A 17870-nucleotide genomic window follows, 5' to 3' on the forward strand; every position below is an offset into this window, starting at 1 on the left:
GAGCGATTTTTTATATAACCTGTTTTTCTTGCTACAAGCTGCTACACTGTGTTTAAATAAGAAAAAACTCTTCTTCTGTCAGCTTATATCCGATAAGCATTGTGGTCATCCCACCACCAGAACGTGGTCGTTTCCGTTCTACACGGGCGATAGCTGTTAATGCTTGTTTGAAGTTTCTTGCATTCTCCGAATAACATCCATTGGCACTGCACCAACGCTGATACCGGGCATACACTTCGGATGTCCGCACCTCACTATTAGGACTTTCCTCCAAGGCATCCTCGAAAAATAATGCTATTTTGTCGCTGTCACGTTTATAAGCCTCCGTTGCTGTCTTAACGGAATCAGGTAAAGTCAAGCCCTCCTTCTTTAACAGCTGGTAGCCTTCAATTAGCCAGTTGAGGATAGCACTCTGATTCTTCGCTTTGGCGAATTCACGTTTTAAGTTTTTATCCTGCTCGCTTTCATCGAAGTGTCGTTCAAAAGGGATAATCACCACTCTGCCACTGGAAAACAGCGTCATATCCGTAATAACGGGCAGATAATTGGTGTTGATATACAGCTTAAACTTTGGTGAAAAGTCAAAAGAATTCTCATGTAGAAACCTTGCGTTGATGGTGTCACCACCCGTCATGCTTTTTACCTGTGCAGCATTTAAGACAAGTCCTCTGCTAGGTTCGGAGATATTCACAAAGCGTACTCCTGCAAGCCGGGCAATATCTTCACTTGGACTTGAACTGTTATTGTTCTTTTTCAGACTGATAGTCTCCGGCCTTGCGGTACAGCCATAACTGCCTAATACCTTAAGAACGCTCTCACATAGCGTACCTTTACCATTTCGAGTTGTAGCACCATAGAGAACAAACAGGCATTCATACCGAGTGTCTCCGCTGATACTGTAGCCAAAGGCTTTTTGGAGGAATTTTGCCTTTTCCTCATCTCCGCTCATAATCTCATGAATGAATCTATTCCATCGCTCGCTTTTTGCTTCTGGATCATACTTAACACCAGATATCTTTGTAAGTCTGTCCTCGCTGTTGTGGGGACGAAAATCCATAGACATTAAAAACAAGGTTCCATTGGCACAGTTGAGCATAAGCGGGTCTTGGTCAAATTCAGCCATTGATATGGGATATACGCTCTGTGCATCCTTAAGTACCGTTTCTCGGTATCTTCTTGACTGCCACTTTCGGCAATAGTCAATGTATGCCTTTCTTTGATGTTCATCCTGAATAGTTAAAGCATAGGTTAGCAGTTGGTTAGCCAATGATTTACACATTTCCATTACTTTTAGATTACCGACATCAGGAATCCAAATGCCATTCTCATAGCAAAACCACATCTTCCTTTCGGGAACATAGCGGGCAAAAGATTTATAATAATCAGCAAACAGCCTGCTTGCCCCAATATCCGTCCAAGGGTAGCGATCGTTACTCTCAGGCTTAAAGCCAGTAAGAGAACATTCACCAAAACCCTCTGTAGCTGATGAACGCTTGCCACCTGGTTTGTATATTTCGGTAACATTTGCGATTGCTTTTTCTATGGTTATCATTCCATAAGTACTGCCAGACTGTGGTCTATTCCATTTATCTCGCATTAGGCCGCTCTGCCGGAAAAGTCTGTCCATCTGTCCAATATCCCTGCCACACCAAAATGCCAGCATACCGCAAAGTGCCAAATCAGCTTCACTGGCAGAAGCATAGCCTGATGTATCACCCTGCCATAATGCTTTGAACCTTCCTCCGTTTACCGATTTTAAAGCCTTCTCAATAACAGACTTGTCAGACAGATAGGATTGACTTTCTGTATCCAGAAGTTGTCTCACAGGGGCAGGACGTAGCATATACTTGTCCAGTATCATCTGTAGTTCATTCGATTTCTCCGGTATATCACCATCTGCAAATACATTGCCGGTTACGGTAACAAAGCGGTTTGTTGCTCCAGCCACATAGACCTCAACTCCCAGCTTTTTGTTGTTGATATAATATTTTGTTTTGTCAAAACCATAGCCGGTGGCCTTAAAGAAAATATGAAGCCCTTTTCCAGATGGACTGTGTTCCATATAACAACCACTAAAAGCGTCTACAACACTTTGGGAAATAGGCTTAAGCTTACCGCTGCTATCAAAGCAATCATCTAAGTCGATAACACATATGTCATTACCCACCAAAAATCCGATACCGTCATAATCACTTATAGCAGCTACCGCCGAACTAAAATCTTTAAATGTATCACGTTTATTTGGTTTTGCCCTTTTTCTCGTTACTGGGTTATAGGGAACTTTGGTTTTTCTGCCACTTCGCTCTTCATATTTCCAACAGCAAAACTGTGGCTTATCTTTAAGCATCTGCGGCAAGTTATCATATTGTGTTTTCAGTTATTTCACCTCCTTGCCTTTTATAAATGACCCGAAACGCTACTGTTCCAGAGGGTTTGCCTTGTTTGACACAACCTCGTTATCTTACAAGGATTACGCTCGGAATTATCGTCATGGCATATTCTGCTTGAAGTATCTCTTGCATTTCGGGGTATTCAGTTGTCAAGGAACAGTGAGAGAAAAACTATGCTTTCATTGGGGGATTATTTTTCCTCTCACCTTATAGCCTTGGTAGAACACATTAGTTGAGGATTTTAGAAAAATATCTTTCTTCCTCATTCATAAGCGAAGAATTTTATTGATTCGAACCCCTAAAATAAAAAAACAGCCTGTCTTTTTTCTAAGGTAAAGACGGCTGTAATGCTTATGCTTTTGCTCAAATTTGAGCGGAAGTGATATTTAGTTTAAGAAGGATTAATGTTATAACTTTGCCTTTGGTTTTACAAATAGACTTACAGACTTTTTTGTCTAAAAGTCTTGATTTAAGCACCTTTAATTTCATGCGTAAATAGAAAATTGTGATTGAAATAGACGAAAAATAATGTGAGATTAAAAATTTATACTGTTTATAGCGTGTTTTTGTGATATAATTATTAATATTTGTAGGAGGTGCAAAAAATGGCAATACATTATAACAAGCTATGGAAGCTGCTAATTGATAAGAATATGAAAAAGAAAGATTTGCAACACCTTTCCGGTGTTAGCTCGGCAACTATCACAAAGCTTGGCAGAAACGAAAATGTAAATACAGAAATACTTCAAAAAATATGCACAGCTTTAGAATGTGATATTTGTGATATTTTAGAGTTTGTACCTGATAAAATTGAGAAAGGCAAGGTGAATGATAACAATGATTAAGGATATTATGAATGCCAATGATAGTGCAACACCGAACAGTCGAGAAATGGCTGTATTAAAAGAAAATTTCCCCTCATGTTTTAAGACAGATGGGTCCTTTGATATTGAGCGGTTTAAGGAATTTTTAAGTGATAAGATTGCTGTAACGGGAGAGGGTTATGAACTCAAGTTTTTAGGAAAAAATTATGCCCGATTGCTGGCTTCTATTGATACTACAACTGTTGTCGTACCAGACGAGGAACATAACTCAAAACCAGAAAATATGAACAGTGAAAATATCTACATAAGTGGCGACAACCTTGATGGATTAAAGCATCTCTTGAAGTCTTATTCAAATCAAGTTAAATGTATCTATATTGATCCTCCTTATAACACTGGAACAGATGGATTTGTATATAATGACCAGTTCAATTTTACTGTGGAAGAACTTTCGGAAAAATTAAGTATTAGCGAAGAACAGGCACAACGCATTTTAGACTTAACAAAGCGTGGTTCGGCTTCTCATTCAGCTTGGCTTATGTTTATGTATCCTAGGTTACAACTTGCTCGAGATTTATTAAGCAAAGATGGAGTCATCTTTATTTCAATAGGAAATGATGAAATGTCAAACTTACGAATTATTTGTGATGATATTTTTGGTGAAGAAAACTTTATAGGAAATATTTCACGAGTTATGAAGTCAGGTGGAGGGAAAGGGCAATTTTTTTCTCCGAATATTGATTATATATTGACCTATGCAAGGAATATTACAGTTACACCAAAGTTCAGAGTACCCGTATCACAAAAAACATTAAATAATTATTACAAAAATGTCGAGTCAGAAGGCGAAAGAAAAGGTGAGAGATATGGAGAGGAGCGTATATTCGTATCTGGACTAGATGTTCGTCCGAATCAACGTTACTGGATTGCTTGCCCTGATGGTAGCTTTGTTATCCCAGAGGGTAGTACATTCCCAAATAAAATTGCAGAAGGTGAGCAAGTTACCCCAGTAGAGGGTGATGGCTGTTGGAAATGGACATATGATACATACAAACGTGAAAAAGAAAAAGGAAATATTGTTTTTAAGGTTACAACTACATCTCCGTTGATAGATGAAAATGGTAATAGATCTAAATATAATTTGTATAATAAAGTCTGGCTAAGTGAGAAAGAGGGTAGTGTTCCGGGTGATATAATAACACAATTTGAGAATCGTCTTAGTTCTGCAGAAATGAAGAAGCTAAATATACCATTTGACTTTGCAAAACCAAGCGCATTAATATCGTATTTGCTTGAGCTATGTCAAAGAAAGAGCGAAGAAAGCTATTATATATTAGATTTCTTTTCTGGATCAGGGACTACCGCGGACTCAATTATGCGTCTGAATGCAGAGGATAATGGTAAACGTAGATTTATTTTGATTCAGTTACCTGAAAAAGTTAAAGAAGGAAGCGAGGCAGAAAAAGTTGGCTTTAACACCATAGATCAAATTGGTATAGAACGCATTATCAGGGCAGCAAAAAAGATAAAGGAAGAATTTCCAGACACAACATCAGACCTTGGCTTTAAGCACTATACATTGGTTGAACCTGAGCAAAACACTCTAGACAAGCTTGAAAAGTTTGACCCTACTGAAAATAAATTATTTGCTGATAAAGACATTCTTAGTAAATTTGGAAAATATACCGTCCTTGCAACGTGGCTTGTTAGAGATGGATATGGACTTACAGCAGATGCTGAGGAGTTAAATTTTGCTGGATACAATGGCTATTATATAGGAAAACATCTTTACCTAATTGACCCGGAATTGTCTAATAAGGCGATTGAAGCCATTGTAGTAAAATATGAAACTGACGGCAGCTTTAATCCTGAGAACGTGGTGTTATTTGGTTATAGTTTTACATGGACGGAAATGGAAGCTTTAAAAATTAATTTGAAACGGTTGAAGGATACAGAGAAAAACTTGCGTATCAACTTCGATATCCGTTATTGATTGGAGGGTATGTTATGGAACTTATCCTACAACGAGGATTACCACACCAACAAAAAGCTGTAGATGCAATAAGTGCTGCTTTGAATGGGGTACAGATAACTTCTCCTGTACAATTTTATGAAAATCCAAGCATTTCTCTTTCTGATCCTAAACTAGCTGCAAATATTAGAGAAATTCAAAAAAATATACCTTCAGAATATCGAAGCAGTATGCCTATTGATGACTGCTTGAATATTGATATTAAAATGGAAACCGGTACAGGAAAGACTTACGTTTATACTCATACTATATATGAGCTTCATAAACGTTACGGACTTAATAAGTTTATTATCGCTGTACCTTCACTTGCGATTAAAGCAGGAACTGCACAGTTTTTGCGTGATGAATATGTAAAGCGACATTTTTCCGATGTTTGTGGCTATGGTACAGAGATTGAGGTTGGAGTACTAGAAGCACCAAAAAACAAGAAAAAGGGTCGCTCCTATTTCCCGAGTGTTGTGAGCGACTTTGTAAAAGGTTCTTGCCAGAACACGAAGAAGATTTATGTATTATTAGTTAATATGCAACTACTTGTTGTCCGATCAAATGGTATGCTTAGCCGTGACGACTATGATTATGGAGTAGAAGGTTTTTATAGACCACTTGATGCTATTCGTGCAACAAACCCTGTTGTTATTATTGATGAGCCACATAGATTTTCTCGTGACCAGAAGGCATTTAAGGTTATCGTTGATGAAATAAAACCACAGTGTATTATACGCTTTGGTGCTACCTTCCCTGAAACTACAAGTGGACGTGGAAAAAACAAAATAACCGTAAAAGACTACCAAAACCTGCTCTATGATTTAAATGCCTGTGAATCTTTTAATCAAAATTTGATAAAGGGAGTAACGAAGGAGCATTTTGAACCGGTATCCAAGCGTGAAGAAAAGGTGAAAATCACTTCCATCACAAGCAAGGATTCTGTTACCTTTCAGTATAAAAAGCGTGATGAATCGACTAAAACATTTACTCTTAAAACTGGAGATTCACTATCTATCATTAATGAAGCTTTTGAGGGAATTACGGTTCATGCTATTGGTAAATCAACAGTTGAGTTTTCTAATGGTATTCAAAAGTCAACTGGTGAGGAATTGGATGTGGATATCTATATGACCTCTTATCAAGAGCAGATGATGCGTCTTGCCCTTGAGCGTCATTTTGAAACAGAAAAAACAAACTTCTGTGGTCGCAATTTCAAGATCAAGACATTGGCATTATTTTTTATCGATGATATATCATCATATCGACCAAACGAGGAAGGTAAAACCCCTTATCTATTGCAAGCTTTTGAGAGATTGCTTAAGGAACGGATAGAATCGGTGCTATCTACCCTCAGTGAGCATGATACAGAATATCGGGCATATCTGGAAGCAAGTCTTGCAGATATTTCTGCTTGCCATGCAGGCTATTTTTCACAGGACAATAGCGATTCGGATGAAGATATAGCAAAAGAAGTAGAAACCATCCTTCATGGAAAAAAACATCTTCTCTCTTTCAAGAATAAAGACGGTAGCTATAACACTTTACGTTTTCTATTTTCAAAATGGACACTTAAAGAGGGCTGGGATAACCCTAATGTATTTACGATAGCTAAACTTCGTTCTAGCGGAAGTGAAAATAGTAAACTGCAAGAGGTTGGACGAGGTTTACGTCTACCTGTAGATGAGAATGGTAATAGAATCTCCAATGAAGAATTCCAGCTTAATTATATTGTTGACTTCACAGAGGCAGACTTTGCTAAACGATTAATAGACCAAATAAACGGAGAAATTCCACAAGCTTCTTCTATTAGCGAAGAAAGATTGGAACAAGTGGCCAAGAAGCTTGGCATGACTTCAGATGAACTTTTTGATGCACTATATGATAAACATTACATAGACAGGCGATTAAATATAAAACCCGATACAAGGGAAGCTTTCTTTGCAGAATACCCGGACTTTGCTACAGGATTGTCTTCAGGTAAGGTAAAAGACCGAAATGTAGCAAAACCAAGACCTGTAAAAATCCGCAAAGCTGTTTACAGTGAAATACGCGAATTATGGGAAGCAATCAATCAACGATACCTACTTTTCTATGATGATGATCTGGATGCTGATATGGCTAAAGTTGTTTTATCTTTGCTGGAAAAACCCGGTGTTTTTACAGACATTGTCATGACTAGCTCCAGAGATATCGTTAAGAGCGATGGCTCACAGATGATGATTGTTTCAGATACAGGCGCTCAATATATAGTATCCAAACCTATTCCCTACAATGAATTTCTTAAGAGGATCACAAATGCTACAAACATTCCAATTAAAATATTGCATGAAGCATTGTGTGAGTATGTTAAGAGGAATGGAACTATTAATCCAGAACATATTAATGAAAATTCTGTCAGCATGTTTATCCAACAATTTCATGACTGGAGAAGCAATAATTTGCAAGGTCGATTCCATTATGCAAAAAGCAATACACCTGTTGGTGCAACAGCACTCACCTATTCAGACGGTTCTCCACGTGAAGATATCGCACAGGGACGTATCGGCACAAAGATAGCTCCGGGAACACCAAGCGAGAAGTATTTATATGATGCTTTCGCTTATGACTCACCGTTGGAACAAAAAAATATTATGTCGGACATCGAAGAAGTCATTGTATATGGAAAAATTCCACGTAGCAGCATTGCCATACCAACTATTACCGGTGGAATGTACAGTCCAGACTTCATGTATGTTGTAAGAAAGGCTTCCGGTGAGAAAGAGCTTAACATTGTAGTCGAAACAAAAGACGTAGAAAATAAATCCGACTTACGTGGTACAGAAAAAGCAAAAATTGATTGTGCTCGTGTTTTCTTTGATATGCTCTCGAAAGATGGGTACACTGTTTATTTCCGTGATCAGTTAAACAACAAACAGATGGCTCAGATTATTAAAGAAGTATTGGCAGAGTGATTTAATTTAGGGGGATGAAAGGTTGAGGTTAGAAGCATTTTTAATTAAACATTATCGGTCGATAGAAAGAGTGGCTCTTAAACTTCCTCCAAATAAGCCACTTGTCCTATTCGGACCGAATAACGCAGGAAAATCTAATATATTATCAGCTATAAATAGAATACTTGGTGAAAGATATCCAACTTATATTGAGATGTTGGAAAGTGATTACTTTAAACGTAATCAAAATGAATATCCTACCGCACATATTACCGCTAAATTTACTAAGCCTTTATATTATGATAATAAAGGAAATGGATATGACGTTATAGCTGTAAGTTATGGTTATAATGGACAGGCTAATAATAATCTTTTGCACGATGGCAGTGGAAATAAAATATATCCCACAAACGAACAGCGTTCTGCCTGTCAGTCCTATTTGATTGATGCTGAAAGAAATATCCAGAGTGCTTTTAATTATAGTAGTAGCTACTCTCTGTTAAGTAAGTTTTCAAAGAAGATACATGAAGCCTTAAGTACAGAGCATAAAGATGAATTATCACAAGCCTTTAATCAAATTACAGCATCCTTTGAACAGACTGATGAATTCTCTGGTTTTTTTAATCGATTTTCTGAAGCTCTAAAGGGGGCAGTAAAAGGGTTTGTTCACTCGTTGGCTGTGGATTTTTCAGCCTATGATCCAAACAATTATGCAAAGTCACTTCGGATCTATGCAAAAGAGGGAGATAATATTCGTGGATTTGAAGAATTCGGCACTGGTGAACAGCAAGTCTTATTAATGGCTTTTGTTAAAGCATATATGGAAGTATTCACTGGTGAAAACTTTGTGTTGATTATTGAAGAACCAGAAGCCCATCTCCATCCCTTAGCTCAAAGATGGTTAAAGGAATATGTTGTAGATATGTGTTCATGTGGCATTCAAGTAATCATTTCAACACATTCCGCAGAATTCATAGATGCAGAATACTTAGATGGACTTGTACGAGTACATAAAGAAGGTGGAGTTACTAAAGCAATACAACTATCCGCTCAACAACTTTGCGATTTTTGTATAGGGTCAGGTGTTCCAGAGAATTGTGTGTCACCAGAAAACATAATTGATTTTTACTCAACAAAACTATTTTCAGACCAGTTAAAAGGAATGTTTGCAGAAACAATCATATTAGTGGAGGGAGCTACTGAATATTTTGCTCTGCCAGTATATTTAAAACGTAGTGGGTATTCTTTAGCTGAACATGGAACCGAAATTGTTAATTGTCGTGGTAAGGAGGCAATCCCTTTGTACTGGAGGTTATTTAAAGCATACGGTTACAATTGTTATGCCATATTTGATTGTGACAGGAATGCATCAAAGACTAGGGATGTGTTTAATGGCATCTTTTGCGAAGAAGAATGGGATACAGAAACTGAAAATTGTATTGTTAGAGCCGATTATGCATACTTCGGTAAAGACTTTGAATCCTATTTGCGTACAGCAATAGATGACTATACTTCAATGGAACAAACCATTTCTGAAAAATATCATATTTCTTCAAAACCAGGAAAAGCTAAAGCTATAGCACAACATATAGAGGAAATTCCTCATTTTATTAAGGATATTGCAGATAAACTATTAATTATAGAACTTTTGGGACAAAATTAGCTGAATGTAAAAAAAGACCACACAGGAGTAAAAAACTCTTATGTGGTCTTTTTTGCCCCGCTTGAAGCTGTTCATTTAAGTTTTTCTTCAATCCCTAAGTGAACGCTCCATTTGGGGGCCTTCTTTTTTTATCCCCGATTTTTACTGAGAAAAATATTAAATTTTAACCCAATTATAAGCAAGAAATCACCATAATTTCTTATCATCATATTCATTTATACTGAGTGTATACTAAATTTCTACAGAAAGGAGATAAGAGCTTTTGATATTAATAGCGACGGGAATAAATGATTTTGATGCTCAGATAAAAGAAGCAATTGATAGAGAAAATACTCATGGTACAAAAATTGTAGGGTATAGAGAATATCTTACAGGTGATAATGTCAGTGCTGATATTATAATTCTATCTAAAAGACTTCCTGGAGATATACCTGAAAGACAGCTGCTGTTTGAGCTTAAAAGAGGGAATAAAGCCCAAAGAATCATTTATCTTACCAATCAGGAGGATGTAAAAGGTATATCAGCATGTTTTGAGTTTGCCATATATGATTTTCTATTTGATCCAGTAACAGTAGATAATATATTGGACTGTATAAAAAACCCCAGGACATTTACAGATGTGAGTTCCATCTATTTGAATTTTCAAGAAAAAATAGCCAAACATCCCGAAAATGATATTGATAAACCTCTTGTTGATACCAAAAAAAATACCAAAGTAGAAAAACCTATAAGGACAAAAGAAAAAATAAAAGAGGTTGAAAAAATAAAGGTAATCGAGAAAAAAGTGGTAGAAACAAGATTATACAAGCAAAATGTCATATCATTTTATTCTGCCGACAATAATATTCTTGCCAGCTTTGTTCTGGCTAATTCGGCTGTAGCTTTCAGCAGAAAATCCGAAAACAGGATACTTGTTATAGATAATAATACTGTACCCTGCCTTGATCATATGTTTGGAGTAAACAAAGAAATTATGGTAAAGGACAATTTTAATTCTAATTCAATTGATACAGGACTTTCAGCCTGCTATACATCCATAGAAAACTTTACTTTCAATGCGGAATTACTTAAAAAATTTGTTATACCGATCAAATACAGTAAAATAGACGTTCTGACAGGTATATATAACGATAGTGTTTTAAAACAGATGGAAGGCAAGCATTACAAAAGCATTATTAATACGGCCAGGGAAATATATGATGTGATCCTAATATCGGTCAACCCTTTCAAGGCAGCGGCAGGAACAATATATTCCCTGCTAAACAGCGACAAAATAGTGACCGTGGTGGAAGCAAATTATCTTTCGGCAAGAAATACGGTTAGTGCCCTTAAAACTCTTGAAGGTACTGGAATTTATAAGAATAAATTTGGAATAGTAGTTGTGGAAGCTAATGGAGCCCTGAATATTGGAGTCATGGATAAGATTTTCGAGAGTTATAAAGTTATATCTCGGATACCATTAAGTAAAAATTACAACAAGTCCATAAATACTAAAAAACCTTTGATTGGTTCACTGTATTCTTCAAGAACTGATAAAAATTCCTATGGCAGAATAGTTACTTTTATAGGTCTTTCAAATTCAATTGTGGTAAAGAACAAAACTGAAAATAAAGAGTATGAAAATGATAAAAAAACGAATGTATCTCCCACAAAAGGCATCGGTTTCTGGCTCCTAGGGGATATGAAGAAATTAGCGAGAAGGGGAAGGAGGTAATATACTTTGCCTTTAATAGTAGATTTGGATGATCTTAACTATTTACACCAGGTTTCAAATATGCCGAAGAAAAATTTAAATGAGACTATAGATAATATAGTAGACTATCTTGTTAAAAACTGTGCACTTCTTATAAATGACATAGAAAAAAATAAGAAACCTGTAACCTTAATAAATGATGAAATCCTAAAATATATAAAAAGCAATAAAATTTCAGTAGTATCCCAAAACAATCTTAATATGCTGCTGACATCCATAAACAATTATATCTGGGGATATGGTCCAATTCAATCATTTATCAACGATAAAGATATTTCAGATGTTTATATTTTTAACAAAAATTGTGTGGCCATAAAAAAATATGGGAAACTGCAATTTACAGATATAAAGTTTCCAACTGACAAGTCACTTCTGAATTTCTGCTATAACCTCGCCATAAAAAATGGGGGAAGCCTTTCAGATATAAATGCAAAACAAATTTTATCCGATTCAAAATCACAGAAAGATGCAATCCTTAGAATTGACATAGTTATAGATCCAATTACTTATACAGGCTCGCAGGTTGAAATAAGGAGACTTCCGAAAAAGAAAAAGTCATTTAATGATCTTATAAAAGAGGGAATGCTAAATGCAGAGATACAGAAATATTTAATAACTGCTGTTAAATCGGGACTTAATATAGTTTGGACAGGCCGTGGCGGTAGCGGTAAAACCACACTTATAAATGCATGTCTCGATTATGTTCCGAAACAGGATGTACAGCTTATAATGCAGGAATCCGAGGAACTTTTTACCTCACATAAGGCTACCTTCATGCAAAAAGTTAAAAAGAAACAGGGTGAAAGTGATGTGGAATATACCCTAAAGGATCTCACTATAAATGCACTTCTCATGAGCCTTGACAGGATGGTAATAGGCGAGATCAAAGATGAGGAAGCCATGGAATTTTTTAATGCCGTATACAGCGGCCACATAGGCTGGACCAGTGTCCATTCCCCATCGTCTGAAGAGTGTATGAATAAAATCGTACACCTCATGAAGTATTCAAAGACCGACCTTCCCAGAGAAGATCTTATGGAAATGCTCACGGAGATAGATCTCATCATATATATGGAAGACTACAAATGCTGTGAACTGACTGAAGTTGCAGGGTGGAACGAAGCTAAAAAGAAGCCTCTATTCAACCCGGTTTTCAAATATACCGTAAAAGATAAATCTGATGGCAGCTACAGGGGCGAATTCATAAGGATTGGCGACAGTTGTGAAAAAGTAATAAAAAAAGTAAAAAAAGCCGTTGTTTCAGGAAGACTGAAGGGAGATGGTCACATTGTATAACTGGCTTATTGTTATACTTGAAATTGTAACGATGGTTTTACTGTATAACCTCATTTATATTACTATTTCACATGTCAGAGATGTTAAATTCAGAAAAAAAGTAGAAAATGGATTAAACAGACTTAATTCCAGTGACCTTAGAAAAGACATCCAATATGTATCCAAGAAGAAAAGGCCCCGATACTTACAGGACTTGTCACTATTAATACAGCAGTCAGGATTAAACATCAAGTACAAATTTATAACTCCGGTTTTCGTGATAGTCATATCTTGTGCCATATCAATAATATTTTTCATATTGTCTCAGAAATTTATAAATATACTGGTACCTTCAATTTTCATGGCGCTGATAGGATATAAAGTGCCTTCTGTTTTACTCAATATACTGGTGGGAATAAACTCAAATAAAATAACAAAGAGGATTATAGATTTTATAAACCTTCTTAAAAATTTCTGCATGGTGAAAAATAATATTTCATATGCTATTGCTTCAACAGGAAAGTATATGAAGGAGCCTCTGCAAAGTATATGTGAAAGTTTTAAATATGAGGTCAAGCATGGAATTCCACCTTATACAGCACTTGAAAATATAAAATATAGAGTTGATAGTAATCAATACAGCCTTCTTATAAAGAACCTGCAGATATGTTCAAAGCACTCGAACCAATATCTTGAAGTTCTTAAAAAATCAGAGAAACTTATGATGAGTTTCGCAAAAGAGCAGACTTTGAGAAAAAAAGAGATAAGTCGTGGTGTAATTGGCGTAGCCGCTCTGGTGGGGATGTCAGCTCTTATATTTTTAATGCTTATTTATATGAACCCAGGTTTAATCGAGCAGCTTCAGACTTCTACAATAGGACAAATTATTGTTTCAATCAATGTTTTTGCATATCTGGTAGGAATACTTGTAGTAGAAAAACTTGCCAGGTTTGATTTCTAGGAGGTGCTAATTTGCTTTTTATATTGAAATTGATTTTTTTGGTGGCTTTGTTTTTCATAATATATTTTGAAGCCGATTATCTGTATTTTAAAAACAATAAAAGTGTATTGGAGGCAAAAGGTGAATACAAGAAAAAGTATTACGCCTTCCAGGGGCTGAAGGCAGGCATTGAAAAAAATGAAAGGTTGAAGAACATTATTGAGAAGAAAGATGAAAAGCTTAAGAAAATGGGTAATCCCTTAAAAGTGAACGGATTTACTTATTATTTGTACAAGTTTGTAATTCTTATCCTGTTTACAATACTTCTCTTGATGAAGGACATGAATAGTTCACTGGTATTTGCACTAGTGCTTGCGGCCTTTCTTCCCGATTTTATGATCAATTCTGTGTACAAAAAAGAGAAGTTTCAGATACTTGGAGATTTGCCAAACATAAATGATGTTCTGAACATACAGTCAGGGGCGGCAGGAATGGATCTGGGAAGTGCACTTGTTGAAGTGTTTGATGTGGCGAAATGCAAAAGACTTAAAAATAAGCTCATAGAACTTTCCATTGAAATATCACTTACAAAAAATATACCAGACGCACTAGACAAGTTTGCAAAAAACTTTGATATAACTGAAATAGACAGCTTTGTACTGGCTCTAAAACAAGCCATCACGACAGGACGTTCCAAAGAACTGCTTGACAGCCAGAGTGAACTTTTGAAAGATGCTTCAATTGCCAGAATATCTGCTAAAACCAAAGAAATAAGCATGTGGGTCGGTTTGGTAGGAGGATTTATTTTTATAGGACTTGCCAGCATTATACTTTATAGCTTCGGGGTACAGATTTTCTCAAGCTTTAAAGATATATTTTAATGTAACTGGCAAGAAATCACCCACCTCTCTACATGTGGTGTGATGAATAATAGTCTTTTGGTTTGATTTATACTTATAATCATCCTACGACGGGAACCGCAGGAACTGCGGGATAGCATGAAAAATAAGAGAAACCGCTGTTAGTAAAGAAATATGCTAATAAGTATGCTCTTTTCCCATTAAGCTCTGACTTCAAGCGAAGCTAAGTTGGGGTAGTTCACAGATATATTTTAATAAAAATATTTTTTATTGAAAAAGGAGGAAATAATCGAATGATTATGCTAAAGGAATTGGTGAAAACACCACTAAGAAAAAGGAAGAAGGGTGATATAACTCATGTACTTGGAATTGTTGCTGTTACTGTTATTATGATTGCAATAGTTATGGCTGTCAAGGGACTTACATGGGCTGACTTGGTAACGCTTATAGATGATTTTGTAACCGGGCCATTATGGAAACATGTTACTGATCCATTCAACTAAATTTATGGAAGGGGGAAGATAAATGTTAAGAAAAGTATTCCCCAAAAGGAAAAAGGGATTTGTAGAAACTATGCTCGGTTCCCTGATAGCTATCTTTGTACTGCTGGTAGTAACATTTACAGCAATAGTCGATATCAAGCCTTTTTATATAAACCTGCAGCTTCACCAGGTGGACAGACAAGCATCCTTACGTATGGAAACAGATGGAGGGCTGACCGATGATACCAGGCAGTACATTGTTGATTCCCTGAGCAAAATGAATGGGTTTGATGCCAGTAAGTTGGAAATCAAGGCTTCAAATACGGCTGAAAACCATTCTCCTAATCCAACTGATGATACCAATTTTGCAAATTATGGTGAGCCTATAAGTCTCACTTTAACTTATAACTATACTCCCCGAAAGCATCATCTGGTAGGATGGACACAGGTAACTACAGAAAATGGCAATGTTATACCCATAACTGTTCACTGGGATACGACAAGTAAAAGAATAAGAACAATAACCCATTAAAAGGAGGGACTAAAAATAATGATAAAAATAGCCAAAAAAAAAGGATCTGTCCAATTAGTCCCTTTATTCTTTATATTACTTATGCTTGTAGGAATATTTTCCTTATTCTTATATGAAAATGTAATTGCAAATGACAAATATTCCAGATTCAAAAACCAGCTAGAAGCTTCAAACCTTGCTGTTGTTAGGAACATAAATCAAAGGCAGCTCAAAGAAACTGGTAAAATAACTTTTAAAGAAACAGATCTAGTTCCGGCTTTTAACACTTTTAAAGAATATCTAATTAAAAATTATAGCCTTGGTTCAAATCTAAATAGCCTTTCGGGAAATACATCGGTTATAGGAAAAGTTTCTATAAAGGATTTAAGAATATACAGTGTTCAAGATGGAAAACTTGAAGAATGGGATTATACAGATGGTATGTTTAACCATGTATCAAATCCTACAGGTAAAACTCCAAATGGTAAATCGGTGGAGCAGACCTCGATCTATTCAAAAATAAACTTAAACACATATACAGTACTTAGAGCTGAAAATTCAGGAACCAGCAATTTAAAAAGCTTGGATATAGAAGCATATGATGATTTTGTAATACCTAAAGAATAAGAAGATGGTTGTGTGATATTTACAATCATATGTGTTTTTTCATTGTTGAATTGTAAAAGGAAAGGATGTGTTTTACAGTTGAAAGACAAAAAAATAGTGGCAATAAGTATAATAGCTGCTGCAGTTATAGGGATCTCTATCTTTTATATTGAAAAGAAAGCCGTACAATATAAACCTACTACTAATGTTTATATAGCAACAAAGAAGATAAATGCAGGCAGTCCGCTTGACAAATCTAATTGTAAGGTCGAAGCCATACAGGTGTCCATGATATCAGCAGGAAGTAATCTAACTCCTAAAGATAATGCTTTAGATGGTAAAAAAATTGCAAAAGAAAATATATATAAAGGTGAAATAGTTAATAAAAACAGAGTCATAAATAAAGAAGATCCACAAGCAACAGCAATAACACTTAAAAAAGGTGAAGTTGAATTTTCAATCAATGCACAGCTGCTTGACAATTACGCTGGAACTTATAGGGAAGGTGATATGGTAACTATAATTTATACGCCAAATGCAACCAATAAAAATCCAAATCCCAAGTCAAAAGTTTTAATTCCCAAAATAAAGGTTTTAGGCGCAATAGATAGTCAAGGAAAGTTCTTAAAGCCGGGTGATAAGGATGCTCTTGCTGCAGGGCTTAGTTTTTCTGGGACTAATGAAGACATGAAAGCTGTTGCACAAGCTCAATCTTCAGGGATTTTTAAAATAGGAAGATTGAATCCCAATAACTAAAAAATTTTGTCATAAAGTTTGTAAAGGGGTGGTGCCGTGCGTGACAGGTAGAACTCATGCGGCAGTGGGAATTGCTTCTGCTGCCGTTTTAAGTTTAATCTTAAATGTAAAATGTAGTTATGTATTTTTTATCGGAGCCGCTATTGGCTCATTGACCCCGGATATAGATCTTAATAATAGTACAATCTCAAAATATTTAAATAAAGTAATTATAGCCATGTCTGTTATTTTATCTATTGTCCTATGTGTACACCTTAAACCTGGTATTTATAATCTACAAAATCATTTCATTTCTTCAGGCCTTTTTATAATTTCTATGGCGTCTTTAATTTCAAGACTTACCGGACATAGAATGTTCTCACATAGTTTACTTGGGTTTGGTGCATTTTCTTATGGAATATATATTTTGTACAGACCGATATTTGCAGGTTTTGTTGTTGGATATGCAAGTCATATTCTAATTGATCTTTTAAATTATCAAGGGGAAGCACTCGTCTTTCCATTCAAGGGAAGTTACTCATTTAGGTTATGCAAGGCAGGTGGAATCATGGATAAAAGTATGCTTGTTATAAGTATAGTTGTTCTTATTACTCTTATGGAGAAAGCAAAATGGTCTTTACAGTGGTGATAAATTACGGGAAATAAAAATTATAAGAGAAAGGGTGATTTACATGGTGGATCAGTTTTTACAGGATGTATATGCAAGCCGTCAGAGTAATAAAATCCTGACGGGAGAATTATCTGCTATTGAAATTATAAAGAAGAAAAAGGTTACAGAAGACGGTCAAAAGATAATAGAAATTCCATGTGGGATTGTCTTTTACGGAGATTTCAAAATTCTCATACCTTCCAGAGAAATGAAT

The 17870-nt window shown here is 35.8% G+C and carries 14 protein-coding genes and 1 pseudogene; 14 read left to right on the forward strand and 1 reads right to left on the reverse strand.

From position 1 onward, the window contains the following. Window positions 1-52: 52 nt before the first annotated feature. On the reverse strand, window positions 53-2347 hold the full coding sequence (locus J5G60_RS02400; RefSeq protein ID WP_190972197.1) for a phage/plasmid primase, P4 family: 2295 nt from the start codon (window positions 2345-2347) through the stop codon (window positions 53-55). Window positions 2348-2995: 648 nt separating this feature from the next. Here J5G60_RS02400 and J5G60_RS02405 point away from each other — a divergent pair. From J5G60_RS02405 to J5G60_RS02470, 14 genes and pseudogenes are all read left to right on the forward strand, one after another. Beyond that, window positions 2996-3235 (forward strand): helix-turn-helix domain-containing protein, encoded by a 240-nt coding sequence (locus J5G60_RS02405; RefSeq protein WP_096635886.1) that lies wholly within the window; start codon window positions 2996-2998, stop codon window positions 3233-3235. Further along, the gene (locus tag J5G60_RS02410; protein ID WP_150356847.1) at window positions 3228-5207 is read left to right on the forward strand and encodes a site-specific DNA-methyltransferase; all 1980 of its coding nucleotides are present in this window, start codon (window positions 3228-3230) and stop codon (window positions 5205-5207) included. The genes J5G60_RS02405 and J5G60_RS02410 overlap by 8 nt, the downstream gene beginning before the upstream one ends. A 14-nt stretch (window positions 5208-5221) precedes the next feature. Beyond that, window positions 5222-8182: a type III restriction-modification system endonuclease gene (locus J5G60_RS02415; RefSeq protein WP_150356848.1), complete on the forward strand. Its 2961-nt coding sequence runs from the start codon at window positions 5222-5224 to the stop codon at window positions 8180-8182. A 22-nt stretch (window positions 8183-8204) separates the two neighbouring features. Then, a complete protein-coding gene (locus tag J5G60_RS02420) occupies window positions 8205-9824 on the forward strand; it encodes an ATP-dependent nuclease (protein ID WP_150356849.1) in 1620 nt (539 codons plus the stop codon). 262 nt (window positions 9825-10086) lie between these two features. Beyond that, window positions 10087-11538 carry a hypothetical protein gene (locus J5G60_RS02425; RefSeq protein WP_207876505.1) on the forward strand — a complete coding sequence of 484 codons (1452 nt, stop codon included), beginning with the start codon at window positions 10087-10089 and terminating at the stop codon, window positions 11536-11538. 6 nt (window positions 11539-11544) lie between these two features. Next, entirely contained in the window at window positions 11545-12873 is a 1329-nt protein-coding gene (locus tag J5G60_RS02430) for an ATPase, T2SS/T4P/T4SS family (RefSeq protein ID WP_207876507.1), read from the forward strand. Continuing rightward, complete coding sequence (locus J5G60_RS02435; RefSeq protein WP_150359046.1) at window positions 12866-13813, forward strand: type II secretion system F family protein; 948 nt, start codon at window positions 12866-12868, stop codon at window positions 13811-13813. The genes J5G60_RS02430 and J5G60_RS02435 overlap by 8 nt, the downstream gene beginning before the upstream one ends. An 11-nt stretch (window positions 13814-13824) precedes the next feature. Further along, window positions 13825-14673, forward strand: coding sequence for a hypothetical protein (locus tag J5G60_RS02440; protein WP_150359045.1), 849 nt, complete (start codon window positions 13825-13827; stop codon window positions 14671-14673). A 272-nt stretch (window positions 14674-14945) separates the two neighbouring features. Next, a complete protein-coding gene (locus J5G60_RS02445) occupies window positions 14946-15155 on the forward strand; it encodes a hypothetical protein (RefSeq protein WP_150358898.1) in 210 nt (69 codons plus the stop codon). 22 nt (window positions 15156-15177) lie between these two features. Then, complete coding sequence (locus J5G60_RS02450; protein ID WP_150358899.1) at window positions 15178-15666, forward strand: hypothetical protein; 489 nt, start codon at window positions 15178-15180, stop codon at window positions 15664-15666. An 18-nt stretch (window positions 15667-15684) separates the two neighbouring features. After that, window positions 15685-16272, forward strand: a complete 588-nt coding sequence (locus J5G60_RS02455) for a hypothetical protein (RefSeq protein WP_150358900.1) — start codon at window positions 15685-15687, stop codon at window positions 16270-16272. A 78-nt stretch (window positions 16273-16350) separates the two neighbouring features. Further along, the gene (locus tag J5G60_RS02460; RefSeq protein WP_190972270.1) at window positions 16351-17007 is read left to right on the forward strand and encodes an RcpC/CpaB family pilus assembly protein; all 657 of its coding nucleotides are present in this window, start codon (window positions 16351-16353) and stop codon (window positions 17005-17007) included. A 40-nt stretch (window positions 17008-17047) separates the two neighbouring features. Further along, window positions 17048-17635, forward strand: coding sequence for a metal-dependent hydrolase (locus J5G60_RS02465; protein ID WP_190972271.1), 588 nt, complete (start codon window positions 17048-17050; stop codon window positions 17633-17635). A gap of 43 nt (window positions 17636-17678) precedes the next feature. Then, window positions 17679-17870 (forward strand): annotated as a pseudogene (locus tag J5G60_RS02470) (hypothetical protein); the annotation flags it as partial.

The organism is Clostridium sp. HV4-5-A1G, from assembly GCF_900184915.1.
Lineage (GTDB): Bacteria > Bacillota > Clostridia > Clostridiales > Clostridiaceae > Clostridium_B > Clostridium_B aromativorans.

What these genes read in the sequence shown, in the direction of transcription:
- J5G60_RS02455 (WP_150358900.1), top strand. Translation starts at nt 15,685, where the DNA reads ATGATAAAAATAGCCAAAAAAAAAGGATCTGTCCAATTAGTCCCTTTA.
- J5G60_RS02415 (WP_150356848.1), top strand. Translation starts at nt 5,222, where the DNA reads ATGGAACTTATCCTACAACGAGGATTACCACACCAACAAAAAGCTGTA.
- J5G60_RS02445 (WP_150358898.1), top strand. Translation starts at nt 14,946, where the DNA reads ATGATTATGCTAAAGGAATTGGTGAAAACACCACTAAGAAAAAGGAAG.
- J5G60_RS02450 (WP_150358899.1), top strand. Translation starts at nt 15,178, where the DNA reads ATGTTAAGAAAAGTATTCCCCAAAAGGAAAAAGGGATTTGTAGAAACT.
- J5G60_RS02400 (WP_190972197.1), bottom strand. Translation starts at nt 2,347, where the DNA reads ATGCTTAAAGATAAGCCACAGTTTTGCTGTTGGAAATATGAAGAGCGA.
- J5G60_RS02410 (WP_150356847.1), top strand. Translation starts at nt 3,228, where the DNA reads ATGATTAAGGATATTATGAATGCCAATGATAGTGCAACACCGAACAGT.
- J5G60_RS02405 (WP_096635886.1), top strand. Translation starts at nt 2,996, where the DNA reads ATGGCAATACATTATAACAAGCTATGGAAGCTGCTAATTGATAAGAAT.